Origin of the sequence: Mesorhizobium sp. M0904, assembly GCF_040319475.1 — a bacterium.
Lineage (GTDB): Bacteria > Pseudomonadota > Alphaproteobacteria > Rhizobiales > Rhizobiaceae > Mesorhizobium.
The window spans coordinates 1-26269 of record NZ_JAMYOC010000007.1; the positions used below are offsets into that span (position 1 = coordinate 1).

Genomic DNA, 26269 nt, shown 5'->3' on the forward strand with positions numbered 1-26269 from the left:
AGATACGACCGATGTGCTCACACCTTCCTGTCGGCGATCGCCTTCGCTGCAGCCTTCATCTTCTGGATCAATGAGTCCTGACCCTGGCTGTTGCCGCCAAACAGGTCGGGCAGTTTCTTTGGCCCTTGCTCGGTTTCGAAGACGTAGTCCTTGCGGATCTTCAACCACGGCAGTTCGCGGCGTTCGGCGGCGACACGATCGCGAAAGCGGGTCAATTCCTTTTCGCGCGCCAGATGCGCCTTGTGCGCCTGAAACCAGTCTTCCTGCGAAACGGTCTTGTTGTTTGGCATAGGTCTGCTCCTCTTTTCACGGAGGACGTTCGGCAGCGAGCAATACCGACACCGGGCTGCATTTCAGTTGCAGGAAAATTGCAGCCCTTGCTGCTTTCAAACAAAAACCCGGGCACGTGGCCCGGGTCGGGAGAAACGCAAGATGTCTTCGGTCAGGCGGCTTGCTCAAGCTTCGGCTGCCATTGTCCAAGCGCTGCCAGATGATTCATGTGGGCGCGATGGGCGAAGGCGGCCTGCGCGGCGGCGACGTTCGCTGCCTTGCCGCCCCAGGCCTTCTGCGGAGCGGCCTGCAAGGCGCGGCCATAGGAGAAGGTCAGCTTCCACGGATGCGGGCCGATGGCGTTGATGGCATTGAGGTTGGCGGTCGCCTCCTCGTCCGATTGTCCGCCCGAAAGGAAGGCGATGCCTCCAATCGCCGCCGGCACCGTCTCGCGGAACAGTTTTATGGTCCTTTCGGCAACTTCCTCGGGGCTGCTGACCTTGCCCGATTTCTTGCCGGCGAGGACCATGTTCGGTTTCAGGATGGTGCCTTCGAGCGCGACGCGGGCCGCATAGAGCTCGGCGTACAACTTTGTCAGTGTCGCCTTGCTGATCTCGTAGCACGTGTCGATGTCGTGGGCGCCGTCCATCAGCACCTCCGGCTCGACGATCGGCACGATGCCGGCTTCCTGGCAAAGCGCGGCGTAACGGGCGAGCGCATGGGCGTTCGAGGCGATCGAGGTGGCGGAAGGCACGCCCTTGGAAACATCGATGTCGATCACCGCGCGCCATTTGGCAAAGCGGGCGCCGAGCTTGTAATAGTCGGCGAGGCGTTCGCGCAGGCCGTCCAGGCCTTCGGTGATGGTGTCGCCGGGAAAGCCGGCCAGAGGCTTGGCGCCGGCATCGACCTTGATGCCGGGGACGGCGCCTGTTGCCTTGATGATGTCGACCAGCGGCGTGCCGTCGGCGGCCTTCTGGTGGATGGTCTCGTCATAGAGGATGACGCCGGAAATGTATTTGGTCATTGCCTCGCTGGCGCGGAACATCATCTCGCGATAATCGCGCCGGCTGTCGGCGGTCGACTCGACGCCGATGACGTCGAAGCGTTTCTTGATGGTGCCGGAGCTTTCGTCGGCCGCCAGCAAGCCTTTGCCATCGGCCACCATCGCGGCGGCAATGTCCTCGAGACGTTCGCTCATCGTGCTTCTCCTGAAAGAATTGATCCGCGCCCAGCAGACCACCAGAGCAACGCAGGTTCAAGTCGAACCATTTCGTCAAACAAGCGCGAATCGATTGAAAGTCGCGGGCGCACTCCTTCGCGCTGCTCTTGCGGTCGCGCTCAGCGCTTCAAGACGTCGACGCCGGGCAAGGGCTTGCCTTCCATCCATTCGAGGAAAGCGCCGCCGGCCGTCGATACATAAGTAAAATCATCGCTGACGCCGGCATGGTTGAGCGCCGCCACCGTGTCGCCGCCGCCAGCGACCGAGACCAGTCTGCCGGCCTTGGTGCGCGCTGCCGCGTGCCTGGCCGTCGCCACCGTTGCGTGGTCGAATGGCTCGATTTCGAAAGCGCCGAGCGGCCCGTTCCAGACCAGCGTCGCGGCGCGGTCGATCCATTCGGCAATGGTTTTCACGGTCTTTGCGCCGACATCGAGGATCATGCCGTCGGCCGGCACGTCTGCTATGGCGACGGTCTCGTTGGCGGCGCCGGCCCTGAACTCCCTGGCGACGACGCCGTCGGCGGGCAGGATGATGGCGCAGCCGGCCTCGGCCGCCTCGATCATGATCTGCTTGGCGGTGGTCGCGAGATCATGCTCGCACAAGGATTTCCCGACGTCGGTGCCGCGCGCCGCTAGAAACGTATTGGCCATGCCGCCGCCGATGACCAGCGCGTCGACCTTCTTCACAAGGTTCATCAACAGGTCGATCTTGGTCGAGACTTTGGCGCCGCCGACGATGGCGACAACCGGGCGGGCGGGATTGCCAAGCCCCTTTTCCAGCGCATCGAGTTCGGCCTGCATGGTGCGCCCAGCGAAGGCCGGCAGCGCATGCGCCAGCCCTTCTGTCGACGAATGGGCACGGTGCGCAGCGGAGAAGGCGTCGTTGACGAAGATGTCGCCGTTAGCGGCGAGCTTTTCGGTGAAGGCCGGGTCGTTCTTCTCCTCGCCCTTGTGGAAGCGGGTGTTCTCGAGCAGCAGCACGTCGCCGCCGTTCATGGTAGCAACGGCATTTGCGGCCTTGTCGCCGATGCAGTCGGCGGCAAAGCCGACGGGGCGGCCGAGCACGTCCGCCGTCGCCCTGGCGATCGGCTCGAGCGAGAATTCGGGCACCGGTCCATCCTTGGGCCGGCCGAAATGGGCAAGCAGGATGACCTTGGCGCCCTTGCCGGAAAGCTCGGCGATGGTCGGTGCAATGCGCTCGATACGGGTGGCGTCGGTGACCTTGCCCTCGGTGACGGGAACGTTGAGGTCGACACGCACCAGCACACGCTTGCCGCTGATATTGCCGATGTCGTCCAGTGTCTTGAAGCCGGCCATGCTGATCCCTTTCGCGAAAAATCGCGGGGACCTTACCCCGCATCGACGACGATGCAAGACCTGGCTAACGGTTCACGGAAAATATGATTCACGTGTCGAGGACGAAGTGCCCACGAGGAGCGAGATGGGCAGCAATGGCGCGAAACGCACCGACATATGGCCTTACCGGTTGCGCACCACGATGCAGGCGCCGCCCACGCTGTGCAGTTTCTGGCAAATATCGTCGGCCTTGGCTTTAGTGTCGGCGCCGATCCGCACCGCATAGATGCCGCGTCTGCCGATCGGTGTGCGTACCCGGCTGACCACCGGATCGCGACCGCTGAGCAAGGCTGGAAACCGGCGCTTCACGTTGCTCCACTGATTGAGCGCCGCGGCGCGACGGAAATTGCCGGCCACCTGCACGCCCCACGGCTTGATGTTGATCGACGACATCGGCACGGTTCTGGACATGATCACCGGCAGCTCGCGGCAAGCGGCAGCGAAACTCGCCTTCTTGTCGAGCGGCCGGATGACGCCGGCGTACGCGGCATCGGTGAACTTGTCGGCCGGCTCGCCCATAACGTCCAGGACGTAGCTTTCGGTCTCCATCGGGAGGAATCCGCCGGAATTCAGCCAGCGCGTCACCCGGCTCTCGCCAGCATTGTAGGCTGCGGCGGCGAGGCCCAGATTGCCAAAGCCGGTCTTCATTTCGGCGAGATATTTTGCCGAGGCCGGGATAGCCTGCTCGATATCGAACGAATTGGCGAGCCCGCGCATCTTGGCGGTGCCCGGCATGAATTGGGCGATACCCTCCGCGCCGACGGGGCTGACCGCGTTGGGATCGAAACGACTCTCCTTCCAGATCAGCCGGGCAAAGAAATCCCGGGGCAGGCCGTTCTGGTCGGCATGCGTCTCGATAAGATCGCAAACTCGATCGATCAGCTTCTGCTTGGCGGGCCGCGGCGGATCGGCCTGGACGGCCGCCGCCCAGCCCAGCCCGGAAATGACAACCAGCGTCGCCCCAAGCAAACGCCGCATGGAACTACTCCGCCGCGGCTTTGCCGTGTTGCCCAAACCGCCGTTCGATGTAGTCGGAAACCATTTTCTCGAAATCCGCGGCGATCGACGGGCCGCGCAGGGTCGCCGCCTTCTTGCCGTCGACGAACACCGGGGCGGTCGGCGTCTCACCGGTGCCGGGCAGCGAAATGCCGATATCGGCGTGTTTGGATTCGCCCGGACCGTTGACGATGCAACCCATCACCGCGACCTTGAGGTTCTCGACGCCGGGATATTGTTCGCGCCACACCGGCATGTTCTTGCGCAGGTCGGCCTGGATGTTCTGGGCAAGCTCCTGGAACACGGTCGAAGTTGTGCGCCCGCAGCCCGGGCAGGCGGCAACGATCGGCACGAACTGCCGGAAGCCCATGGTCTGCAACAGCTCCTGCGACACCTGCACCTCGCGCGTGCGGTCGCCGTTTGGCTCCGGCGTCAGCGAGATGCGGATGGTGTCGCCAATGCCCTGCTGAAGCAGGATGCCCATGGCCGCGGACGAGGCGACGATGCCTTTCGAGCCCATGCCCGCCTCCGTCAGGCCGAGGTGCAGCGCATGGTCGGAACGGGTGGCAAGCTCGGTGTAGACGGCGATCAGATCCTGCACGCCGCTGACCTTGGCCGACAGGATGATTTTCTCGCGGGCAAGGCCGATCTCTTCAGCCATTTCGGCCGACAGGATTGCCGACCGCACGATTGCCTCGCGCGTCACTTCCTGGGCGGTCAGCGGAAAGCCCTGGGCCTGGTTGTCGTCCATCAGCCGGGTCAGCAGCTCCTGGTCGAGCGAACCCCAATTGACGCCGATGCGTACCGGTTTGTCGTATCGGATCGCCATCTCGACGATCGCGGCGAACTGCCGGTCTTTCTTGTCCTTGAAGCCGACATTGCCGGGATTGATGCGGTATTTGGCCAGTGCCTCGGCGCAGGCCGGGTGGTCGGCCAGGAGCTTGTGGCCGATATAGTGGAAATCGCCGACCAGCGGCACGTCGATGTCGAGTCGTTCCAGCCGCTCGCGGATGGCCGGCACGGCGGCAGCGCTTTCGTCGCGATCGACGGTTATGCGCACGATCTCGGAGCCGGCGCGATGCAGCGCCGCCACCTGTGCGACCGTCTGATCGACATCGGCCGTGTCGGTGTTGGTCATTGACTGGACGACGACCGGCGCGCCGCCGCCGACAATCACGCCGCCGACATCGACACCGACCGACCTGCGGCGTGGGAAGGGTGAGGAAAAATATCCGGTCATGCCGGCTGCCTTTAATCTTGAAGGTCCGGGCATGAGGTGGAGGAGCAAAGATGGCTTGTCAATGGCGACTGGCGCGCAGGCCTAGCAAATCGGAAATGACAAGACGGCAGCTTGCCGCGAATCCATGACCATTTCCGGCAGCATAGCGATATGCCACCGGAAAGAGACGCGCGCCGGGCGGCGCGCGCTTCTAGTCCTGGAAGGGCTTCAGTGCGTCGTCGGTTTCGCCTTCAGTTTTTCAATCTCGTCCTTGAGCGCCAGCTTGCGCCGCTTGAGATTCACGATTTCGAGGTCGTCTACCGATGGATGGGCCATCGCATCGTCGATTTCCCGTTCGATGTCGCCGTGTTTCCGCTGCAGCTCATCAAGATGGGATGCAAGAGACATGATTGGTTCTCCCTTTCATGGTTTCCTCGATTGCAGCCGCCAAGGCACGTCCACCGCAGGCTCGCTTCTGTGACGGCATAATGACAGTGTGCCACCATCGAGCACCGATGTCGAATGCTGCGTGGTAGCATTCCACGACAATGTGAAATGTGGTATGGGCTGCGCGCCGGTGCAAGAAGGCCCCGGTCCCGCCCAATCAGGCCCAGTGTTTGGGCGCCGCAGACGTGCAGACGGTAAAAATGTCCGATCAGGAACAGGCTGATATCCGCCTCGAATATTCCCGGCTGAAGCAGGAACACGCCGATTTCGACGCGGCCATCAATGCGATGATCGCCATGAATTGCGACCCGCTGCAGATCCAGCGCATGAAGAAAAAGAAGCTTTTCCTGAAGGACAGGCTGATGGCGCTGGAAGACAAGATCATTCCAGACATTATTGCTTGAACGAACGCCGGCGCCGGCCTGCTGGAAAAGCGCTATGCCGCGATCGAAAGCCGTGCGGCGCGCTCGCGCAACAGCGCTATCAGGTCATCGGTCTTTTCGGTCGAGGTATCGATGGGAACCACCAGGCACATCGTCGCCTCGACCCTGCCCGGCGCGGAAAAGACCGGCGCGGCCAGGCATTTCGTGTAGGCATCGACAAGGCCGGAGGTGACGCAGTAGCCGGCCGACTTGGCGACGGCGATGTCGGCTATGAAATCGTCGAGCCGCAACCTGCGGCCGTCCGGCAGCACGAGATCGTCTTCCGAGACCATATCCTCGATCGCCGCCCTGTCGAACCCGGCGAGGAGCAGCCGCCCGGAAGCTGTCCAGGGAAGCGGTATTTGCAGACCCGTCGCCGAACTGATCCTGAATGGCCTCGTTCCCGGGCTTGAATGGACGATGGTGTAGCGGCCGCTTTGCAGCATGCACAGCTCCGAGGTCTCGCCGGTCTCGCGCGACAGATGGTCGACTTCCTGGCGCCCTCGCCTGAGCAGGTCGTTGCCCCGCACATAGTCCATTCCGTAGAGATAAAGCTTCTTTCCGAAATAGACCCGATTGCCGTCTCCGGCCATCTCAAGCAGGCCTGCGTCGACCAGCGAGCGCACCAGCGTATAAGTCGTCGAACGCGGCGCGTTCACTCCTTTGGCAAGGTCGCCAACGCCGATCGCGCGCTGGGTCGTGTGGAGAAACTCCAAAATCTGGAGAACCCGGTTGAGACCCTTCTCCCGAGAGCCCGAGGTCTTGTCCTCGTCCAATCCGACGTCCGGTCGAGCGGCCAAGGCGTTGCCATCTTGCATTATCGATCCCTGATGTTAATCTGTCTTGTACAGAGTACAGGCGTCTCTTGTAAGAGACAATTACATCAGTTGCAACCGATGCCTGTATCGCTGGTCCAAAGGGGAACACAACACGAAAGGAGGTCGCCGTGAACGACACATCCAAAAGACGTGAATTTCTGAAACTGGGAATGGCCGGGCTTGCAACGGCCGGAGTGATGAGCGCCGCTACCGCGGTCGACGTTCAGAAAGCGGCGGCCCAGGCAGCGCCGGACAGCCTGCTGCGCACCGTCCTCGAGCGCGGCAAGGTGATCGTCGGCACCGGCAGCACCAATGCGCCCTGGCATTTCGAGAACGACGCCGGCGAACTGGTGGGCATGGACATCACCATGGGTCGCATTCTCGCCAAGGGGCTCTTCGACGACCCGACCAAAGTCGAATTCGTCATGCAGGATCCGGCTCAGCGCATTCCGAACGTGACCACCAACAAGGTCGACATCACCATCCAGTTCATGACCATGACCGCCCAGCGCTCGCAGCTGATCCACTTCTCCAGGCCCTACTACGTCGAAGGCATCGCCTTGCTGACCCTTCCGAACGCCGAAATCAAGACCTTCGACAAGCTGCTTGCCGCCGGTTCGGCGACCCGGATTTCCATCCTGCAAAACGTTGATGCCGAGGCAAATGTGCATATCGTGCTGCCGGAGTCGCAGGTGATGCAGATAGACACGCAGGCCAACGTGCTGCAGGCCCTGGAATCCAAGCGCGTCGACGCTGCCGCGGTTGATCTGTCAACGGTCCGCTGGCTCGCCTCGCGCAATCCGGACAAATACTTCGATGCCGGCAAGAGCTGGTTCTCGATGCTTTATGGCGCCGCACTGCGGCAGGGCGACCTCGACTGGCTGACCTTCGTCAACCAGACCTTCACCATCGCCATGTTCGGCCATGAAACGGCACTCTACGACGCTGCGTTCAAGGATTATTTCGGACAGGAGCCGCCGGCCCGCCATCCCGGTTTCCCGGTCATCTGATGCAAGCAGGCGGAAGGACAAACGTCCTTCCGCCCCCCTCTCATCACAGCCCTCTATGACGGGGATGCATGGGTTATACCCTCAACTTCAACCTGATCTGGCGGCATTTCGACAAGCTCTGGGGCGGACTGCTGTTAAGCCTCGAACTGGCCGTCATCTCGATCGCGATCGGCATCGTCATCGGGCTCGTTCTGGCGGTCTGGTACGTATCGGCCGGACGTGCGGTGCGGACCATCATCGCGGCCTATGTCGAGTTCATCCGCAACGTGCCGCTGATCCTGCTCGTCTATCTGGTCTTCTACGGCCTGCCGACGGTGATCGACATTGCCTACAGTGCGCAAACCTCATTTATTGCCACGCTATCGCTCTACAGCGGCGCCTACCTGGTCGAGGTGTTTCGCTCGGGGCTCGAGGCGGTGCCGCGCGGACAGCTCGACGCCGGCAAGGCAATCGGCCTGACGCCATGGCAAAGGCTGCTCCACGTGCGCCTGCCGACGATGCTGCGCATAACGCTGCCGGCGCTTTCCAACACATTCATATCGCTCTTCAAGGACACGTCCGTGGCATCGGTCATCTCGGTACCCGAGCTCACCTACGGCGCCCAGTGGATCAACTTCAACACGTTCCGCATTGTCGAGGTCTATCTGGTGGTGACGGCGATGTACCTGTTGACCGGCTATGCACTGCTTTTCGCGTTGCGGCTGGTCGAGCGCCGGTTCAAGGCGGCGCGCTGAGATGCTGAGCCAGATCATCTACGCCTTGCCGTTCCTCGCCCAGGGCTTTGCGGTAACCTTGTGGGTGTCGCTGCTGGTCGTGGTGCTATCGCTCATCGCCGGCGTGCTGATGGGCGTCGGCCTTGTCTACGGTCCGGCTCCGCTGCGCTGGGCAGTGCGCATCTTCAGCGACACCATACGCGGCATTCCGATCCTGGTGCTGATCTTCTTCGTCTATTACGGCCTGCCCGCGGTGGGGCTGCATCTGGAATCCTTTTGGGCGGCCGTACTCGCCCTCACCCTCTTCAAGACCGCACAGGTGGTCGAATATCTGAGGGGCGCCGTCGGCTCGATTCCCAAGGGTCAGTCCGAGGCGGCGATGGCGATCGGACTGACCTTTCGCCAGCGGCTGGCCTACGTCATTTTTCCGCAGGCGTTCAGGCGCTTCCTGCCACCCTGGATAAATGGCGTGACCGACGCGGTGAAGGGCAGCGCGCTGGTCTCGCTGCTCGGCATCACCGACCTGATGCAGGCGATCAACCAGGTCATCGGCCGCACCTATGAGGCGATGCCGCTCTACATTCTCGGTGCGCTCGTCTACTTCGCCGTCAACTACGCCCTCTCCTTGGCCAGCCGGCGGCTGGAGCAGCGTTTCTCATTCATCCGGGAATAGCAAGATGTCCAATGCCTCGCACCAGAATCCGGCACTTCTCGATGTCTCCGAGGTTTCCAAAGCCTTTGGATCCGTCGAGGTCCTGCGCTCGGTCAGTCTCAAGGTGACACGCGGCGAAGTGGTGACTGTCATCGGCCCTTCCGGCAGCGGCAAGACCACGCTGCTGCGCTGCGTCAACTTCCTGGAGAGCTACGACAGCGGCTCGATCCGTATCGATGGCAAGGAGGTCGGCTATCGCGAGACGGGAACACGCCAGCGACGCAGCGAGCGCGACCTGGCGGCGATGCGAGCCGAGACCGGAATGGTGTTCCAGAGCTTCAATCTGTTTCCGCATTTGACTGCCGCCGGCAACATCATGCTTGGCCTGCGCAAGGTGCGCGGCAAGAGCAATGCCGAGGCCCGCACTATTGCCGAGCACTGGCTCGGCCGGGTCGGCCTCGCCCACAAGGCCGACAGCCTGCCGGCCGAGCTGTCCGGCGGCCAGCAGCAGCGCGTCGGCATCGCCCGCGCGGTGGCGATGGAGCCGAAGATACTGCTTCTCGACGAGATAACTTCGGCGCTCGACCCCGAACTGGTTGGCGAGGTGCTCGAGGTCGTTCGCAGCCTCGCCGAAGACGGCATGACGATGCTGATGGTCACGCATGAGATGGCTTTTGCACGCGATGCATCGAGCCGCATCGTTTTCATGGCGGACGGCGGCGTCAGCGCCGTCGGACCACCCGCCGAGATTCTGGCGGCGGGGTTCGACAATGAACGCCTTCGCAGCTTCCTGGCGCGGTTTCGCGCCTCGCATTTTTGACATCGGACGGCGAAAGCTGTCGCAAGGAGCTTTTATGACGCCTTACATCCGGCTCGCGGAATTGGGCCTGACACTGCCCGAGCCGCCGAAGCCCATCGCCAACTTCGTCACCTATGCCGAGAGCGGACGGCTGATCTTCCTCTCCGGCCAGGGGCCGTTGCGCGCCGACGGCGCGCTCTGCACCGGCAAGGTCGGCGACGACGTCAGCGTTGAAGAGGCCTATGGGCATGCGCGTCTGACCGGCCTGAACCTGCTCGCCGTCATGCATGCGGCGGCCGGCGACCTCGGCCGCATCGTGCGCGTCGTCAAGCTGCTTGGCTTTGTCAATGCGACGCCGACATTCAGCGAGCACCCCAAGGTGGTGAATGGCTGTTCCGATCTTTTCGCGGCCGTCTTTGATAAGATCGGCGGACATGCCCGCTCGGCAATCGGTGTCGGCTCGCTGCCGGGCAACATCACAGTTGAAATCGAGGCGGTCGTCGAGATCGCCTGAAATCGTTCGAAACAGGATCTGCAGAGATGACGACCTATGCCGCTGACCGTTCCAACACGACAATGCGCGAACGGCTTGGCCTTCGCCCGATCATCAATGTTTCCGGTACGATGACGGCGCTCGGCGCTTCGATCATCGTGCCAGAAGCGATTGCCGCAATGTCGGAAATCGCCTCGCAATGGGTCGAGATGGACGATCTGCAGCGCGCCGCAAGTACTGTGATTGCACGCCTCACCGGCGGCGAGGCCGGCTTCATCACCGCGTGCTGCGCCAGCGGCATAACCATGGCGATTGCCGGCGCGATGACCGGAACCAGCCTTCTTGCGATCGAGCGGCTGCCGGACGACACTGAGGGCCTCAAGTCGGAGGTCATCGTCCAGCTCGGTCACATCGTCAATTACGGCGCGCCGATCGACCAGTCGATCCGGTTGGCCGGGGCGAAGACAATACCCGCCGGCACGGTCAGCGTGACGCAGGATTATCATGTGCGCGACGCGATCCGCGACCGCACCGCAGCCGGCCTCTGCGTAGTTGCGCACCACACGGTGCAATACGGCATGCTTTCGCTCGAGGAGTTCTGCGAGATCTGCCACGCCAAGGGCGTGCCGGTGATCGTCGACGCCGCCTCCGAATACGACCTGCGCGGCTTTCTCGCACGCGGCGCCGACATCGTCGTCTATAGCGGGCACAAGTTCCTCAGCGGACCGACAAGCGGCATCGTGACGGGGCGCAAGGATCTGGTGCGGGCCGCCTATCTCCAGAATCGTGGCGTTGCGCGGGCGATGAAGGTCGGCAAGGAAAGCATTGCCGGCACCATGGCGGCCCTGGAAGCCTGGGAGCGGCGCGACCATGCCGGCATCCGTCAGCGGGAGGAAGCCGCCCTGCATCTGTGGAAAGACGCATTGCAAGGACTGCCCGGTATCGCCGCGCATATCATTCCCGATCCGACCGCCAATCCGCTCGACCGCCTGCAGGTGTTTGTTACGCCTGAAAGCAGGTTCACCGCCGCCGGCCTTGCCTCGGCGCTGGCGGCGGGCTCGCCCCCCATCATCGTGCGCAACCACGAGGTCGAGCGCGGTCACTTCTTCCTCGATCCATGCAATCTTCATCCCGGCGAGGCGGAGATCGTCGCCGAAAGCCTGCGGGCGGTGCTGAGTGCTGCCGATCGGCCCGCGGATGCGATGAAACCCGCTCGCAAGCAGTCCGCCGGGGCCTTGCGCTGGCCGGACTAGACATCGCCAGAACGTGGTCGAGCCAGTGCCTTCCAGCGCCGGCTTGGCATCGGGCCAGTGCGCCATCACGGCACTGTGAATGACTTTTTGGTCGTCGGGCGGAATAAACCACCCCGCCCATTGGTCTCCCATGCAGACGCCATTCCGGCGTTGCAGGAGACCGGTATGACCCACCACCACGACAATGAAGCTGACGGCATCAGCCGCCGTCATGCACTGGAATGCATGATCTGGGCCGGCACGGGAGTGCTGTGGACGATTTCGGCCGGCGTGCCGGTTTCGCTCAGCCTGCTCGGCGCGGCGCAAGCCGCAGAAGCCTTGGCCACCGGCTTCACTTTCCTCCAGATCTCCGACAGCCACATCGGCTTCGACAAGGCTGCCAACCCGCACGCCATCGACACGCTGAAGGAGGCCATCGGCAAGATCCAGGCGTTGCCGCAAAAGCCCGCTTTCATGATCCACACCGGCGACATCACCCATTTGTCGAAAGCCGCGCAGTTCGACAACGCTGCCCAGATCATCGGCGGCGCAGGCTTCGACGTACATTATGTGCCCGGTGAGCACGATCTGATCGACGACGGCAATGGCCAGGCCTATCTCGACCGCTACGGCAAGGGCACCAAGGGCGCCGGCTGGTATTCGTTCGACCAGAACGGCGTCCATTTCATCGGGCTGGTCAACGTCGTCAACCTGAAGGCTGGCGGGCTGGGCAATCTCGGCGCCGACCAGTTGGCATGGTTGGCCGATGATCTGAAGGCGGTCACCGCCTCGACGCCAATCGTCGTCTTTGCCCACATCCCGCTATGGGCTGTTTATCCCGAATGGGGCTGGGGCACCGACGACGCGGCGCAGGCCTTGGCCCTGCTCAAGCGCTTCGGCTCTGTCACCGTACTCAACGGCCATATCCACCAGATCATGCAGAAGGTCGAAGGCAACGTCACCTTTCATACCGCGCGCTCGACCGCTTTCCCGCAACCGGCGCCGGGCACCGCAGCCTCACCCGGGCCGATGACGGTACCTGCCGGCCAGTTGCGCAGCCTGCTCGGCACAAGCAGCGTCACGGTCAAGCAAGGCGGGCAGGACCTCGCCATCATCGACAGCACGCTGGCCTGAGGGGAAATGCGATGATCCGCTTCCCATCCCGCGTCTTGGTCGTATCCACTGTCACCTTTGGTTTGGCGGCGATCCTGATAATGGTTGCCATGCCACTGAACGCAGCAGACCAGCCAACGGTCAAGATCGAGAACTTTGCCTTCACACCGACGATGCTGACGGTAAAGCAGGGCACTACCGTGACCTTCGAGAATGACGACGACATCCCGCATCTGGTGGTCGCCAACGATGCCTCGTTTCGCTCTAAGGCGCTTGACACCGGTGACACATATGCCTTCACCTTCACCAAAGTGGGCGACTATGCCTATTTCTGCGGGCTTCACCCGCACATGCAGGGCAGGATCACCGTCGCTCCGTGAGGATTTTCGGAAGGTTCTGCCCGGAATGCCGGGCGATGCGACGGTGTTGAACCAAGAGGCCGCGACCGAGCGCTTTCGCGAGGTGGTTCTGCCCCATCTCGCGGATGCGCTTGCGCTTGCCCGCTGGCTGACGGGCAACGCCGCCGATGCGGAGGATGTGGTGCAGGAGGCCTGTTTGAAGGCGCATGCGGGCATCGCCGGCTATGCCGGCGGCAATGCGCGCGCCTGGCTGCTGGCGATCGTGCGCAACGCCTCTTACTCCTGGCTGGCGCGCAACCGGCCGCGCAGTATCGTCGCCGTCGGCGACCTGAGCGACCTCGATGACATGACGGCTGCATATGGCGCCGGCCTGCCGGATACGCATAATCCTGAGGCAAGCCTGATCGCCAAGGCCGACACGGCCGCACTCGAGGCGGCGATCGCCGCGCTGCCGCACCAATTTCGCGAGACTGTGGTGCTGCGCGACGTCAACGGCCTCAGCTATCGCGAGATCGCGACGCTGCTTGGCGTGCCGCTAGGCACGGTGATGTCGCGGCTGGCGAGGGCGCGCGGTCTGCTGATATCCCAACTTGGGAGGGCGCTATGAGCGCGCACAACGATGGACTGCCCGATGACCCGGCGGGCGTGGCGCTGATGATCCATGCCTTGGTCGATGGCGAGCTCGACGCAGCGGCAGCATTGGCTGTCGAGCGACGCATCGCCGCCGACCCGGCGCTCGCCGCCGAGCATGCCCGCATCGTTGCGCTGCAGACGGTCGTCAGCGGGCTGCCGAGGCTCGATGTCCGTGAGGATTTCAAGGCTCGCATCGCTGCAATCGGGACAGCCGGTACGGAGAAAGTGCTGCCGGCGCCGGCGCCCGCCGCTCGAGTGCCGCCGGCACACAGAGCCGTGCACCGATTTGGCGCGTTCGACTGGCGCGCGCTGGCGGCGTCGATCGTCGTTACCGCCGTGCTGGCCAGCGGCGCGACGCAGTGGATGATGCTGAGCAGGGCGCCCGACAGCTTTGCCGCCGCGGTCGCCAACGGCCACCGCCGCAGCCTGCTGGCAGCCAGCCCGGTGGACGTCGTCTCGTCGGACCGGCACACGGTCAAACCCTGGCTGGATGGCAGGGTCGGCCTGTCGCCGCCGGCACCTGACCTTGCCAGTGACGGCTTCGCGTTGCTCGGCGGCCGAGTCGAGGTGATCGCCGACCAGCCAGTGCCGGCACTGGTCTACAGGCACCGCGAGCACCTGATCACTCTCGTCGCCGCGCCCGAGGAAACCGGCTCGACAGCCGGACCGGTCGATCTTTCTGCTGGTGGCTTCTCGCTGGTCCACTGGAGCGACAGCGCCTTTTCCTACTGGGCGATTTCCGATACCGAACGGCCTGAACTTGACGACTTCGTCAACCGCTTCCGAGCAGCGGCCGCCCGATGACAGACCGCCCAAGTCCATGTGCGTAGCCACGCAGACGGCACAAGCGGCTTTGCCGTTTCCGGCCATCCTTGCGGCTCCCCTCGATTTCCGCTAATGCGCGCCTTTGCCGCCGGAGAGCAGAAGCTTGGACGATCACCGCGCCGACGTCGCCATCATCATGGGCAGCCAGTCCGACTGGGCGACGATGCGCCACGCCGCCGAAACGCTTGAGGCGCTTGGCATTTCGCACAAGCGGCTGATTGTCTCGGCCCACCGCACGCCCGACCGGCTCTATGAGTTCGCCAAGGGCGCCAAGGCGGCCGGCTACAAGGTGATCATCGCCGGTGCCGGGGGTGCGGCGCATCTGCCCGGCATGACGGCGGCGATGACGCCGCTGCCGGTGCTCGGCGTGCCGGTGGAATCAAAGACGCTGTCGGGCCAGGATTCGCTGCTATCAATCGTGCAGATGCCGGCCGGCATTCCGGTCGGCACTTTGGCCATCGGCAAGGCCGGCGCTGCCAACGCTGCCCTTCTCGCCGCCGCGGTGCTGGCGCTGAGCGACGAAAAGCTCGCCGCCCGGCTGGATAGCTGGCGCGCCGCGCAGACCGCCAAGGTGGCCGCCGAGCCCACGGACGCGCCGTGAGCCTGCCGGCGGGATCGAGCATCGGCATCATCGGCGGCGGCCAGCTGGGCCGCATGCTGGCGATGGCCGCGGCCCGCCTCGGCTATCGCATCGTCGTGCTGGAGCCGCAGCCGGATTGCCCGGCGGCACAGGTCGCCAACCGGCAGGTCGTCGCCGCCTACGACGACGCGGCCGCGCTTGGCGAGCTGGCTGCGGCCAGTGCCGTCGTTACTTATGAATTCGAGAACGTTCCGGTCGCGGCTGCCGCGGCACTTGCCTCTACGGTGCCGGTCTATCCGCCGGCACGCGCACTGGAAGTGGCGCAGGACCGGCTGGCGGAAAAGAAATTCCTCAACGGTATCGGCATACCGACCGCGGATTTCAGTCCCGTCGACAATGACGAGGAACTGACGGCTGCGCTGAAACAGTTCAACGGCAGCGGCATATTGAAGACGCGCCGCATGGGCTATGACGGCAAGGGCCAGCGTGTCTTCCGCAACATGGAAACAGGCGGCTTTGCCGGCACTTGCGAGGCGATGGGCAACGTGCCGTTGATCCTGGAATCCTTCGTCACCTTCGAGCGCGAGGTTTCGGTGATCGCCGCGCGCGGCAGCGACGGCTCGCTCGCCGCCTACGATCCAGCGTGGAATGTCCATCGCAACGGTATTCTGCACAGCTCGACGCTGCCGGCCGGAGTAGAATCCGAGACGGCGGCTGCGGCTCAAACGGCGGCGGCGGAGATCCTTGCAGCGCTCGACTATGTCGGCGTCATCGGCGTCGAATTCTTTGTCCTTGCCGACGGTTCGCTGTTGGTCAACGAGATAGCGCCGCGCGTCCACAATTCCGGTCACTGGACGGAGGCCGCCTGCACCATCTCGCAATTCGAGCAGCACATCCGCGCCGTCGCCGGCCTGCCGCTGGGAAGTCCCGCCCGGCAGTTCGACTGCGTCATGGAAAACCTGATCGGCGACGACATCCGGCGCGTTCCTGAGCTGCTCGCCGAGCCCGATCTGATGCTGCACCTCTATGGCAAGGCCGAGGCGCGGCCCGGCCGCAAGATGGGCCATTTTACGCGCGTGAGCCGCCGCAGCTAGAGCATGATCCCGAACCGAAGGTCCGCGCTAGCGAAAAGTGGAATCCGGTATCGGAAAAGATCATGCTCAAACACAACGTTAGAACCTACGCTTACTGGATGTCGCCGCTCTCGTCCTCGTCGGGGCTGGCGCAGCTCACATCGCCTTCTGCGCAGGTCGAATCGGCGGTGAGCTGCTTGGTGCGATCGTCGGTCAGCCGCGTCAGGCATTCCGATATCAGCATCGGATAGATCGAGCCGCCTTCGCTGTCCGCGGCGGAATAGCTGCATTCCGCGTCGCGAAAAGCGATCCAGGCGCGCTGCGCCGTCTGCAACAGCTTCCTGGCTTTTGCGTCACTTCCGCCGATGAGATCCTGGTAGGCCTTGTTGAGCTTGGCGTCGGCGGATTTGTAGTCCGCGTCGGCGCAGATGTTCATCATCTGCTGGCTGTCGTCATTGCGGTCGCATTCCTGCGCATGGGCAACAGAGCCTGCCGCGAGGACGACAAGACAGGCGGACACAAGAATTCGGCGCATGACGATCTCCAATTCGCAACCGCATCATTCCAGCCGTCGCAAGCCTGCGCAATGCCGCAAGGCGCCAGTGGCGGATATTTGATGATACGAAACGGTCCGTATCGTTTAGGCAACGCGCTTGCGGTTGACACGGGCAACGCTCCTCGTCTATGAGCCACGCACAGTTCAAAGGCGCGTCTGTGGGCGCGCCTTAATAATTCGGCCCGTGACCGGGCCCAGACCGACGGGCAAGACCATGAAAATCAAGAATTCGCTCAAGGCGTTGAAGGCGCGTCACCGCGACAACCAGCTGGTTCGTCGCAAGGGCCGCATCTACATCATCAACAAGACCGCGCCGCGCTACAAGGCGCGCCAGGGTTGAGTTTTCGACGGAGGCTGCGCGCCTCCGTTCGCATGATACGACACTCACGCTAAATTTCAGTTTGACGATCCGGCGTCGGGGGCTAGATTCCCGCGATGCGGATTCTTTTTGCATTTTTCACGGCTTTCCTCGTGTCCGGCGCTGTCTCGCTGCCGGCGTGGGCTGAAGATCCGACCACAACTCCGCCGACAGCGCCTCCGGTCGTCAAGACGAAACAGGCGCGGCTCGATCAGCTATTTGCCGATCTCAAGCGCGAACGCAATGAAAAGGCGGCCGAGCGCATCGCCGGACGGATCGGCAGCGAGTGGTCCCAGTCGGGCAGCGCCTCTATCGACCTGATGATGCAATGGTCGCAGAAGGCGATCGAAAACCAGAAATTCGATGTCGCGCTCGACTTCCTCGATCAGGTGGTGACTTTGCAGCCGACCTATGCGGAAGGCTGGAACCGGCGCGCCACTGTTCATTTCATGATGAAGAACTACGGGAAATCGATGGCGGACATCGACCGCACCCTGCAGCTCGAACCACGCCATTTCGGCGCGCTTTCGGGCCTGGCTCAGATCATGGCCGAAACCGGCCACAAGCAGTCGGCACTCGAGGCCTGGCAGCGCGTTCTCGGCATCTACCCGATGATGCGCAGCGCCCAGGACCAGGTCGCCGCACTTTCCGAGGAGCTTGCCGGCGAAGGCATTTGAGGCCAGTAGGGGAATAGGGGAGTAAGGCAGTATGTGAGTGGTGTAGATTGCACTGCGGAACGCATGCCCCCTACTCCCCTACTCCCCTACTCCCCTACTCCCCTACTCCCCTATAGGCCCGATCTACGCCGCTTGCTTCCGTGACGAGTTTCTCCACAAGCGCGGCGGCCGGCATCTGCCGCAGCTTCGCAACGCCCTGCCCGGCCCAAATGGGCAAGAAGTCAGCCCGCTTGCTTTCATCCTTCGCCATCGAAAGCGGCATGACCAGACTCGCCTGTAGCGGAAACGCCAGCGCAGCATCTTCCTCACCAGCCATTTCCATCACAAACCGGTTGCGCACCACGCGCGCTGGGCGGCCAGTGAAGCAGCGAGTCACCGACGTGCTCTCGTCGTTGGCCGAGCGCAATGCTGCGCGATAAACTGGCTGCACATTGGCTTCAGGACAGGCCAGGAAAGCCGTGCCGATCTGCACACCAGATGCACCAAGTGCAAAGCTGGCAGCAATGCCGCGACCGTCGAAGATACCGCCGGCGGCAATTACAGGCACCCGCACGGCATCAACAATCTGCGGTACGAGGGCCATGGTGCCGGCTGTGCCGATAGCAGGGTCGCCAGTGAACGTGCCGCGATGCCCACCGGCCTCGTATCCCTGGGCGATAATGGCGTCCACTCCTCCTGCCTCAAGCTGGCGCGCTTCCGAGACGGTGGTAGCCGAACACAAGACAGTACAGCCAGCCGCTTTCAACTGCTGCACAATTGCGGTGTCGGGTAGGCCGAAGTGGAAGCTGACCACCTTCGGGCGCAGCTCAAGCACAATTTCGAGACGCTCACGATCGAAGGTGGGGAAGGGCTCGCCCGGCTCGGGCACCGGTCCGAGGCCGACCTCCTCATAGCAGCCGCGAAGGCGGTCGCGCATAGTTTGGGCAGCCGCATCATCGCGTGCCGGCGCCGGGTGCGCAAAGAAGTTGACGTTGACCGGACGATTGGTGGCGTGCTGTGTCGCCGTGAGCTGCTCGCGGATAGCCGCCGCAGGCAGAATGCCGCATCCGAGCGAGCCTAGTGCCCCGGCATTGCTGACCGCCGCCGCGAGTTCCGGTGTGGTGACGCCGCTCATCGGCGCCTGGATTATCGGGTGCTCAATGCCGAGGAGTTCCAGAAGATCAGTGCGCATCCACATTGGATCACCCTCCTCTTTCTCCCAGGAGAGATTAGCTTAACTGACTTCCAGCTCAAGTCGAACAGGACCTTCGAACCGCCGGCTGCAGGCCGATGCAAGCTGGCGGAGTTCGGCGTCGATCCTAACCCGACTGCCGTCGATGCGCCGGGCTGGCGCCGTGTTTACGACGCGCCATGCAGCCGGCCGATCCGCCAGCCGCCGCCGGCATTAGCGTCCGACTTCCGATCCGACATAGGCGATGCGCAGCATGTTGGTCGAACCGGGCGTCCTGAGCGGAACGCCGGCCGTGATGATGACGCGGTCGCCGGGCTTGCCGAAACCTTCGTCGAAGGCGATGCGGCAGGCGCGATCGACCATATCGTCGAGGTCGATGGCATCGGGAGAAACGACGCAATGCGTGCCCCACAACAGCGACAGCCGCCGCGCCGTGTTGAGGATCGGCGACAATGCGACGATCGGCACTTGCGGCCGCTCACGCGCGGCGCGCAGGCCGGTTGTACCCGAGGCCGTGTAGGTGATGATGGCCGACAGCTTCAGCGTCTCGGCGATCTCGCGGGCAGCAAGCGAAATGGCGTCGGCGCCGGTCGCTTCCGGTTCCGAGCGCTGCGCGTTGATGATGCCGGCGTAGGTCGGGTCGGTTTCGACCTTGGTGGCGATCCGGTTCATCATCGCCACCGCTTCGACCGGGTAGGCGCCGGCGGCGGACTCCGCCGAAAGCATGATCGCGTCGGCGCCTTCAAACACGGCGATCGAGACGTCCGAGACTTCGGCGCGGGTCGGCACCGGCGCGGTGATCATCGATTCCAGCATCTGCGTGGCAACCACCACAGGCTTGCCGGCGCGGCGGGCGGCGCGGGTGATCTGCTTCTGAATGCCAGGCACGGCTTCGAGCGGCATCTCGACGCCGAGATCGCCGCGGGCGACCATCAGCGCATCCGAAAGCTCGATGATCTCGGCCAGCCGGGCGACGGCCTGCGGCTTTTCGATCTTGGCCATGATCAGCGCCCGGCCGCGCGCGATCTTGCGCGCTTCGGCCAGGTCCTCGGGCCGCTGCACGAAGGACAGCGCCACCCAGTCGACGCCGGTCGCCAGAACCGCGTCAAGATCCCGGCGGTCCTTTTCCGTCAGCGCCCCGACCGGCAGGTCGGTGTCGGGCAGGCTGACGCCCTTCTTGTCGGAAATGGTGGTGCCGGCGACGACGGTGCAGACGATCGCCTGGCCGTTGCTGCTGACCGCCTTGAGCTCGAGCTTGCCGTCGTCGATCAGCAGGCGATGACCGGCCTCGACCGAACGCAGGATTTCGGGATGCGGCAGGTAGACCCTCTTCGAATTGCCGGGCTCGGGATTGTCGTCGAGCGTGAAGGTCTGGCCGACGGTCAGCACTTCTTTGCCGTTGGCGAACTTACCGACGCGCAGCTTTGGCCCTTGCAGGTCGGCGAGAACGCCGATCGGCCGGCCGACCACCTCCTCGACGGCACGAATGCGGCCGACAAGCGTCCGCATCAATTCATGGTCGGTGTGGCTCATATTGATCCGGAACACGTCGGCGCCGGCTTCGAACAGCTTCTTCAGCATCTCCTCGGACGAGGAGGCCGGACCGATGGTGGCGAGGATCTTGACCTTGCGGCTGCGTCTCATTGACTGTTTGTTCCCGGGGCGGCTGCAGCGCCATCCGTTGCGGGCTCGTCAGTCAGCTGGACCATCCAGCTTGCCTGCTCGCCCGTGTCATATTCCTGAAATCCGGCGCGCTGAAAGCCCCGGGCGACGCAGTCGGTAACGCCGGCGATCTTGAACTCTTTTTCGGCCACGCACATGTTGATCGGGCCATCCCAGCGTCCGCCGCGCTCGGCGTCTTCTGCATAAAGATAGTAAAACCTTGATGACAACGGTCCCTCGATCAGCGTCTTGCAGCTCGATCCTTCGATGTGCCACCAGCCTTCGGTGATCCAGCCGGCCTTGGCCCGATAGCCGATGCCGACGCCTACCAGGTTCTGCGTGGCGTTGCAGACCCGGAAATCGGCCCGTGCCGGCGAGGCCGTGATCACCGCGAAAAGGCCCATTGCCGGTATCAGGAGCGGCATGGCCAAGGCATGGCGCACACGCAGCCTGCCGGCGAAACCCATCCTGAAACCCCTCAAGAACCACATTTGCATCTCTCAACGCCCCTTTTCGGAAAAGTCCGTACGCATGTCAACGCGCCGATCTGTCCAATTCCAATCGATTTAGAAGGCTCCGGCGCGCTTGCGGTCGCCCCCGCTCAGTTTTTTGCAGAAACCGTGGCTAAACAACGGCATTGCGCAAGCGTTCTCTTCGTGGAATGACGATACCACCCTCCCAGGAAGCCCGCGAACAGACCTTTCCCGCCGATGACCCGATCCACAGTTTTCGCGCCTTTCGACATCGTCGAAGGCGACCGCAAGCGCGGCATGGTGCTTTTGGCCGATCACGCTCGCCGCGACCTGCCGGAGGAATATGGCAGCCTTGGCCTGCCAGCGGCGGAGTTCGACCGCCATATCGCCTACGACATCGGCGTCGAGACTGTAACCCGCGAACTCGCAAGTCTGCTCGGCGTTCCGGCGGTGCTTGCCAATTTTTCACGGCTGCTGATCGATCCCAATCGCGGCGAGGACGATCCAACGCTGATTCGCCAGCTCTATGACGGCACCATCATCCCGGGAAATTATCCCATGGCGCCGGAGGAACGCGAAAGACGTCTGGACCGCTTTTACCGCCCCTATCATGATGCCGTCGGCGCCATGATCGCCTCGGTGGCGCAAGCGTCCGCGCAGGCACCTTTCATCTTTTCGGTGCATTCCTTCACACCGACCATGCAGGGCTTCGTGCGGCCGTGGCACGTCGGCATATTATGGGATCTCGACGATCGCGTTGCGCGGCCGCTGATCGACATGCTCGCCAAGGACAAGAGCCTCATCGTCGGCGACAACGAACCCTATGACGGCGCACTGCGCGGCGATACCATGTTCAGGCACGCCATCGTCAACGGATTTGCCCATGCGCTGCTCGAGATCCGCCAGGACCTGATCGCCGACCTTAAGGGTGCCCTCGACTGGGCCGAACGGCTGGCGCCGATCGTTGACGCGATCGATCGACGTGCCGATATACATGCGGTGAAAATATTCGGCTCGCGCACCGGACCGGTGTGACGGAAGGCCCAAGGGACGCCAAAGACATGACCGAACTCAGCGACGAACAAAAGCGCGATTTCGAAGCCGCTGCCTTCCGCCGGCTGGTTGCGCATCTGCGCGAGCGTTCCGACGTGCAGAACATCGACCTGATGAACCTCGCCGGCTTCTGCCGCAACTGCCTGTCCAACTGGTACCGCGATGCGGCGCAGGCCGAGGGTGTCGAACTCAGCAAGGAACAGTCGCGCGAGATCATCTACGGCATGCCCTATGCCGAGTGGCAGGCACTGAACCAGATCGAAGCCTCCGATGCCAAGAAGGCCGAGTTCGAGGCAAGGCGCCCCAGGGATCACTAGGGAGGACGCCGTGCCTAAGATTGACGTTGCCGACGTGCCCGGACGCAAGGGCTCATCCTATCCACCGCCGTTCGATGCACCCTGTGCCGAACGCGTGCGGCAGCGGCTGGGCAACGCAGGCGGGCTCACCGACTTCGGTATCAATCTCATGTGCCTGCCGCCGGGCAACTGGTCGAGCCAGCGCCACTGGCATTCGCACGAAGACGAATTCGTTTACGTGCTTGAAGGCGAGCTGACGCTCGTCGAAGATGCCGGCGAGACGGTGCTGCGCGCCGGTGATTGCGCGGCCTTTCCGAAAGGATCAGGCAACGGCCATCACATGATCAATAAATCGGGCGCGATGGCGATCTATCTCGAAGTCGGTTCGCGCTGGCCCGACGACGTCGCCACCTGCTCCGACATCGACATGATGAGCACCAACGCTGATGGCCGGTTTGTGCACAAGGATGGCGCGCCTTATCCCGAGCCGTAAGGATTTCGGAGTGGACCGCCGAGATGGTTGGCCGACGCGAGAGGACGTCGCGTCTGGTCCAAGCACTTTCGGCAAAGAGCGCTTGACTGTGAATTGAATCGATCTAATTTGCCGCGCGAAGCCATTTCCGGACCGGATTCTACCCGATGGACGCGCAGAAAATGACGCAGACCGCGATTCGTGGACGCTGGGCAGTGGCCGGCATCTTCCTCGCCAATGGCTTCCTGACCGGGAGCTGGGCGCCGCAGATCCCGGTGTTCCTCACCCGGCTGGACATCAGCAAATTCACGCTCGGCCTGTTGATCCTGTTGTTCGGGGCCGGGGCCGTAACCGCCATGACCTGGTGCGGCCATCTGATCTCGAAGCATGGCTCGCGCACTGTGCTGCGCTGGTTCGGACTTGCCGGCAGCTCCGGCCTGTTGGTTGTGGCTCTGGCCCCCAACGTGCCCTTGGCGGCAATCGCCATGTTCATCTTCGGCGGTTCGATCGGCGGCATGGACGTCGCCATGAATGCCAACGCAGTGGCAGTCGAACGGCGGCTGTCCCGTGCCATTATGTCGTCCTCGCACGGCTTCTGGAGCCTTGGCGGTTTCGCTGGGGGCGCCTTGGGCGGTTTCGCCATCCAGAACTACGGTCACCTCGCGCATGCGACGGTGGTGACGGCTCTTGCCTTTGCCGTCATCGCCGTAGCGATCCGCTACCTGATCGCCGAGGACAAGCACCCAGTCGCCGAGCACCACAAATTCGCGCTGCCGGCAAACCCGCTGGTTTATCTGGTTGGGCTGATGGCGCTGCTGACGATGATCTCCGAAGGTGCGGTGCTCGACTGGGCGGCGCTGTATCTCAGGCAGGAGCTCGGTGCCGATCTTGCCATCGCAGGCCTGGCCTACGCCGCCTTTTCCGGTGTCATGGCCGTCATGCGCTTCCTTGGTGATGGCGTCCGCAACCGTTTCGGTGCCGTTACGACGTTGCGCGCCTCGGCTCTTGCCGCTGCTGCCGGCATGCTGGTGGCCGGGCTGGCTCCCTCGCCCTGGCTCGCCATTGCCGCCTTCGCCTTTTGCGGTCTCGGCATTGCCAACATGGTGCCGATCATCTTTTCGGCCGGCGGCAACCAGGAGGGCATGGCGTCCGGCACCGGCATGAGCGTCGTCACCACAATGGGTTACTCAGGCATTCTGGTGGCGCCGTCGGCGATCGGCTTCATCGCCGAACACTCGAGCTTCGGCCCGATCTTCGTCGCTCTGTCCGGGCTGCTGATCGTCGTGCTGTTGATGGCCGGCCTCGCTCACCGCGCTGAATTTGCTGCCGAGCCAGCACCGGCTGAATAGCGCTTGAGCTCTTCGTAGAGGAAATCCGCGACGCGGCGGATGCGGACGCTTGTACGCACGTCGCGGTGCATGGCGAGCCACACCGGCAGCGTCGGCAGCGGGAGACCCGGCAGCACTGTCTCGACCAGCGGATCACGGTCGGCGAGCGGCTCCTGGCCAAAGCCGATGCCGTTTCCCGACCGCACCGCTTCCCACAGCACGATCTGATTATCGGTCCTGAAGCGGAAGGCATTGCGGGCGAGCGGGACGCCGAACTGGGCAAAGCCGCGAATGATCTCATCGCTGCGATCGAAGCCGACCAGATCATGGCCGGCGAGATCCCGGGCCTCGCGCGGACGGCCACGCCGGTCGAGATAGGATTTTGCCGCGCAGGCGCGGAGCGGAATGTCGGTCACCTTGCGCGCGACCAGTTCATTCTGCGCCGGCTTGACCATGCGAATGGCGATATCGGCATCGCGACGCAGCAGATTCTCGACCTGGTTCGAGGCGACGATCTCGACCTCGATGCCCGGCTCCTCGAAACCAAGCCTCGCCATCATTTCCGGCAGCACATAGGCGGCCACCACTTCGCTGGCGGCAATGCGCACCGTACCCTCTATCGCCTCGACCGATCCCAGCGCCAGCAGCGAAAAGGCGCTCGCCTGCTCGCTCACCGCGCGACCCTGTTCAAAGAGCGTGCTGCCTGCTTCCGTGAGCGCATAGCCACGCCGCCCACGCCGGAACAGGGTGACGCCGAGCGCCTGTTCCAGCTCGGCGATGTGGCGGCCGAGCGTCGGCTGGCTTGCGGCAAGTTTTCGCGCGGCGGCAGACAGGCTGCCGGTCTCCGCCACCGTGACGAAACTCTTGATCAGGTTCCAATCGATATCCATTCAAAATTGAATATCAGAACGCCAGCCTTAGTCAATTTTCATTCGCTTGCGAAGAGGCCACAACAGGGTCGCAACACAAACACGGAGACGAACAATGACCAAGATCGCAATTCTCGGCGCCAACGGCCGGCTCGGCCGTGCGGTGGCCAAGGCCTTCCTCGATGCCGGCTACGATGTCCGCGCCGTCACCCGCGGCGGCAAGGTGCCGGCCGAGCTCAAAGGCGCCACGGCAATCGCCGGCGACGCGCTCGACCGCAACGCGCTGATCCGCGCCACCGAAGGCGTCGACATCATCTTCAACGGCCTCAACCCGCTCTACACCGACTGGGGCAAGTGTCTGCCGATGGCGGAGAACGTCATGGCTGCCTGCCGGGCGAACGGCGCACTGCATCTCTTCCCGGGCACCGTCTACAATTACGGCTCGCCGATGCCGGCGGTGATCGCCGAAGACACGCCGTTTCGCCCGACGACGGAAAAGGGCCGCATCCGCGTCGCCATGGAAGATCTGTTTCGCCGCGAGGCGGACGCGGGTCGGGTGCGCACGATCCTGCTGCGCGCCGGTGATTTCTTCGGCGGCACCGGCAGCGGATCGTGGTTCGATCTGGTTGTCGCCGCCAAGATGACCAAGGGTATCTATACGGCACCGGGACCGGTCGATCTCGTGCATGAATGGGCCTATCTGCCCGACCTGGCCAAGACCTTCGTCGGGCTGGCTGACAATCTCGACAAGCTCGGCTCATACGAGGCGCTGAATTTTCCTGGCCATGCGGTGACCGATCTGGACATCAAGGCGGCCGCGGAGAAGGCGCTCGGGCACGCGCTGAAGCTGACGAAGATGCCGTGGTGGGTGCTGCGCGCCGGCAGCCCGTTCGTGGCGATGTGGCGCGAGATCGTTTCGATGTCCTATCTCCGCTTCGAGCCGCACCGGCTGGCTTCAGCCCGGCTGGAAGGCATTATCGGTACGATCCCGCACACGCCGCTGGAAGATGCAGTATCGGAAGCGCTTGAGGATATCGGCGTCGCCACAACCAAGCCGGTGCAGCAAGCTGCCCAATAAGGAAGTTGAAAAAGACGGATGGTCTGACGGTCATCCGCCGCTTGTCCG

Annotated in this window: 31 protein-coding genes and 1 pseudogene; 20 read left to right on the top strand and 12 right to left on the bottom strand. The window is 63.4% G+C overall.

Annotated features, from left to right (window positions below; genetic code table 11):
- Positions 1 to 83: 83 nt before the first annotated feature.
- From NKH80_RS09165 to NKH80_RS09190, 6 genes and pseudogenes are all read right to left on the bottom strand, one after another.
- A pseudogene (locus tag NKH80_RS09165) lies at positions 84 to 290 on the bottom strand (DUF899 family protein); the annotation flags it as partial.
- 152 nt (positions 291 to 442) lie between these two features.
- Positions 443 to 1468: a class I fructose-bisphosphate aldolase gene (locus tag NKH80_RS09170; RefSeq protein ID WP_352991124.1), complete on the bottom strand. Its 1026-nt coding sequence runs from the start codon at positions 1466 to 1468 to the stop codon at positions 443 to 445.
- Positions 1469 to 1608: 140 nt separating this feature from the next.
- Positions 1609 to 2805 (bottom strand): phosphoglycerate kinase, encoded by a 1197-nt coding sequence (locus NKH80_RS09175; RefSeq protein ID WP_352991127.1) that lies wholly within the window; start codon positions 2803 to 2805, stop codon positions 1609 to 1611.
- A 162-nt stretch (positions 2806 to 2967) separates the two neighbouring features.
- Positions 2968 to 3822 carry a lytic transglycosylase domain-containing protein gene (locus NKH80_RS09180; protein ID WP_352504997.1) on the bottom strand — a complete coding sequence of 285 codons (855 nt, stop codon included), beginning with the start codon at positions 3820 to 3822 and terminating at the stop codon, positions 2968 to 2970.
- A 4-nt stretch (positions 3823 to 3826) separates the two neighbouring features.
- On the bottom strand, positions 3827 to 5080 hold the full coding sequence (gene ispG, locus NKH80_RS09185) for a flavodoxin-dependent (E)-4-hydroxy-3-methylbut-2-enyl-diphosphate synthase (protein WP_352991130.1): 1254 nt from the start codon (positions 5078 to 5080) through the stop codon (positions 3827 to 3829).
- 207 nt (positions 5081 to 5287) lie between these two features.
- A complete protein-coding gene (locus NKH80_RS09190) occupies positions 5288 to 5467 on the bottom strand; it encodes a YdcH family protein (protein WP_254816530.1) in 180 nt (59 codons plus the stop codon).
- A 239-nt stretch (positions 5468 to 5706) separates the two neighbouring features.
- Between NKH80_RS09190 and NKH80_RS09195 the strand changes: the two genes are divergently transcribed.
- Positions 5707 to 5910 carry a YdcH family protein gene (locus NKH80_RS09195; RefSeq protein WP_023678480.1) on the top strand — a complete coding sequence of 68 codons (204 nt, stop codon included), beginning with the start codon at positions 5707 to 5709 and terminating at the stop codon, positions 5908 to 5910.
- Between the two features lie 32 nt (positions 5911 to 5942).
- On the opposite strand, the gene NKH80_RS09200 is transcribed toward NKH80_RS09195, so the two are convergent.
- Positions 5943 to 6746, bottom strand: coding sequence for an IclR family transcriptional regulator (locus NKH80_RS09200; protein ID WP_352650806.1), 804 nt, complete (start codon positions 6744 to 6746; stop codon positions 5943 to 5945).
- Positions 6747 to 6874: 128 nt separating this feature from the next.
- Here NKH80_RS09200 and NKH80_RS09205 point away from each other — a divergent pair, with 128 nt between their 5' ends.
- From NKH80_RS09205 to NKH80_RS09260, 12 genes are all read left to right on the top strand, one after another.
- Complete coding sequence (locus tag NKH80_RS09205; protein WP_352991134.1) at positions 6875 to 7756, top strand: transporter substrate-binding protein; 882 nt, start codon at positions 6875 to 6877, stop codon at positions 7754 to 7756.
- A 68-nt stretch (positions 7757 to 7824) separates the two neighbouring features.
- Positions 7825 to 8490, top strand: coding sequence for an amino acid ABC transporter permease (locus tag NKH80_RS09210; RefSeq protein ID WP_352650808.1), 666 nt, complete (start codon positions 7825 to 7827; stop codon positions 8488 to 8490).
- 1 nt (position 8491) lies between these two features.
- The gene (locus tag NKH80_RS09215) at positions 8492 to 9142 is read left to right on the top strand and encodes an amino acid ABC transporter permease (RefSeq protein ID WP_352650810.1); all 651 of its coding nucleotides are present in this window, start codon (positions 8492 to 8494) and stop codon (positions 9140 to 9142) included.
- A gap of 4 nt (positions 9143 to 9146) precedes the next feature.
- On the top strand, positions 9147 to 9941 hold the full coding sequence (locus NKH80_RS09220) for an amino acid ABC transporter ATP-binding protein (RefSeq protein WP_352489302.1): 795 nt from the start codon (positions 9147 to 9149) through the stop codon (positions 9939 to 9941).
- Between the two features lie 34 nt (positions 9942 to 9975).
- Positions 9976 to 10434 (top strand): RidA family protein, encoded by a 459-nt coding sequence (locus NKH80_RS09225; RefSeq protein WP_352504994.1) that lies wholly within the window; start codon positions 9976 to 9978, stop codon positions 10432 to 10434.
- 26 nt (positions 10435 to 10460) lie between these two features.
- Positions 10461 to 11666, top strand: a complete 1206-nt coding sequence (locus tag NKH80_RS09230; protein ID WP_352991137.1) for an aminotransferase class V-fold PLP-dependent enzyme — start codon at positions 10461 to 10463, stop codon at positions 11664 to 11666.
- A 165-nt stretch (positions 11667 to 11831) separates the two neighbouring features.
- Positions 11832 to 12779 carry a metallophosphoesterase family protein gene (locus NKH80_RS09235; protein WP_352476153.1) on the top strand — a complete coding sequence of 316 codons (948 nt, stop codon included), beginning with the start codon at positions 11832 to 11834 and terminating at the stop codon, positions 12777 to 12779.
- 11 nt (positions 12780 to 12790) lie between these two features.
- On the top strand, positions 12791 to 13138 hold the full coding sequence (locus NKH80_RS09240; RefSeq protein ID WP_352991140.1) for a cupredoxin domain-containing protein: 348 nt from the start codon (positions 12791 to 12793) through the stop codon (positions 13136 to 13138).
- Positions 13139 to 13163: 25 nt separating this feature from the next.
- Entirely contained in the window at positions 13164 to 13724 is a 561-nt protein-coding gene (locus NKH80_RS09245) for a sigma-70 family RNA polymerase sigma factor (RefSeq protein WP_352991145.1), read from the top strand.
- A complete protein-coding gene (locus NKH80_RS09250; RefSeq protein WP_352821103.1) occupies positions 13721 to 14554 on the top strand; it encodes an anti-sigma factor family protein in 834 nt (277 codons plus the stop codon). Before NKH80_RS09245 ends, NKH80_RS09250 begins: the two co-directional genes overlap by 4 nt.
- Before the next feature lie 124 nt (positions 14555 to 14678).
- Positions 14679 to 15176: a 5-(carboxyamino)imidazole ribonucleotide mutase gene (gene purE / locus NKH80_RS09255; protein ID WP_352504988.1), complete on the top strand. Its 498-nt coding sequence runs from the start codon at positions 14679 to 14681 to the stop codon at positions 15174 to 15176.
- A complete protein-coding gene (locus tag NKH80_RS09260; protein WP_352991149.1) occupies positions 15173 to 16249 on the top strand; it encodes a 5-(carboxyamino)imidazole ribonucleotide synthase in 1077 nt (358 codons plus the stop codon). The genes purE and NKH80_RS09260 overlap by 4 nt, the downstream gene beginning before the upstream one ends.
- Before the next feature lie 91 nt (positions 16250 to 16340).
- Here the strand turns inward: NKH80_RS09260 and NKH80_RS09265 are convergent, their stop codons facing one another.
- Entirely contained in the window at positions 16341 to 16763 is a 423-nt protein-coding gene (locus NKH80_RS09265) for a lysozyme inhibitor LprI family protein (RefSeq protein WP_352504986.1), read from the bottom strand.
- A gap of 235 nt (positions 16764 to 16998) precedes the next feature.
- On the opposite strand from NKH80_RS09265, the gene ykgO reads away from it, so the two are divergent.
- Together ykgO and NKH80_RS09275 are read left to right on the top strand one after the other, a co-directional pair.
- On the top strand, positions 16999 to 17124 hold the full coding sequence (gene ykgO, locus NKH80_RS09270; RefSeq protein WP_006203764.1) for a type B 50S ribosomal protein L36: 126 nt from the start codon (positions 16999 to 17001) through the stop codon (positions 17122 to 17124).
- A gap of 95 nt (positions 17125 to 17219) precedes the next feature.
- Positions 17220 to 17819, top strand: a complete 600-nt coding sequence (locus NKH80_RS09275; protein ID WP_352454860.1) for a tetratricopeptide repeat protein — start codon at positions 17220 to 17222, stop codon at positions 17817 to 17819.
- Between the two features lie 94 nt (positions 17820 to 17913).
- Here the strand turns inward: NKH80_RS09275 and NKH80_RS09280 are convergent, their stop codons facing one another.
- The 3 genes from NKH80_RS09280 to NKH80_RS09290 all read right to left on the bottom strand — a co-directional run bounded on the left by NKH80_RS09280 (position 17914) and on the right by NKH80_RS09290 (position 21095).
- Positions 17914 to 18996, bottom strand: coding sequence for an NAD(P)H-dependent flavin oxidoreductase (locus NKH80_RS09280; protein ID WP_352650933.1), 1083 nt, complete (start codon positions 18994 to 18996; stop codon positions 17914 to 17916).
- 207 nt (positions 18997 to 19203) lie between these two features.
- Positions 19204 to 20634: a pyruvate kinase gene (pyk, locus tag NKH80_RS09285; RefSeq protein ID WP_352650936.1), complete on the bottom strand. Its 1431-nt coding sequence runs from the start codon at positions 20632 to 20634 to the stop codon at positions 19204 to 19206.
- Entirely contained in the window at positions 20631 to 21095 is a 465-nt protein-coding gene (locus tag NKH80_RS09290) for a DUF1036 domain-containing protein (RefSeq protein WP_502894192.1), read from the bottom strand. Before NKH80_RS09290 ends, pyk begins: the two co-directional genes overlap by 4 nt.
- A 267-nt stretch (positions 21096 to 21362) precedes the next feature.
- Between NKH80_RS09290 and NKH80_RS09295 the strand changes: the two genes are divergently transcribed.
- The 4 genes from NKH80_RS09295 (at position 21363) to NKH80_RS09310 (ending at position 24295) form a co-directional block, all read left to right on the top strand.
- Positions 21363 to 22160, top strand: a complete 798-nt coding sequence (locus tag NKH80_RS09295; protein WP_254816514.1) for an N-formylglutamate amidohydrolase — start codon at positions 21363 to 21365, stop codon at positions 22158 to 22160.
- 26 nt (positions 22161 to 22186) lie between these two features.
- Positions 22187 to 22495: a DUF1244 domain-containing protein gene (locus NKH80_RS09300; RefSeq protein ID WP_254816513.1), complete on the top strand. Its 309-nt coding sequence runs from the start codon at positions 22187 to 22189 to the stop codon at positions 22493 to 22495.
- Between the two features lie 10 nt (positions 22496 to 22505).
- The gene (locus NKH80_RS09305) at positions 22506 to 22967 is read left to right on the top strand and encodes a cupin domain-containing protein (RefSeq protein ID WP_352650937.1); all 462 of its coding nucleotides are present in this window, start codon (positions 22506 to 22508) and stop codon (positions 22965 to 22967) included.
- 146 nt (positions 22968 to 23113) lie between these two features.
- Positions 23114 to 24295, top strand: coding sequence for an MFS transporter (locus tag NKH80_RS09310; RefSeq protein WP_352650939.1), 1182 nt, complete (start codon positions 23114 to 23116; stop codon positions 24293 to 24295).
- Here NKH80_RS09310 and NKH80_RS09315 read toward each other — a convergent pair.
- The gene (locus NKH80_RS09315) at positions 24253 to 25164 is read right to left on the bottom strand and encodes a LysR family transcriptional regulator (RefSeq protein WP_352650941.1); all 912 of its coding nucleotides are present in this window, start codon (positions 25162 to 25164) and stop codon (positions 24253 to 24255) included. The genes NKH80_RS09310 and NKH80_RS09315 overlap by 43 nt on opposite strands.
- Before the next feature lie 94 nt (positions 25165 to 25258).
- Here NKH80_RS09315 and NKH80_RS09320 point away from each other — a divergent pair, with 94 nt between their 5' ends.
- Complete coding sequence (locus NKH80_RS09320; protein WP_352650943.1) at positions 25259 to 26221, top strand: SDR family oxidoreductase; 963 nt, start codon at positions 25259 to 25261, stop codon at positions 26219 to 26221.
- The last annotated feature ends 48 nt before the right edge of the window (positions 26222 to 26269 follow it).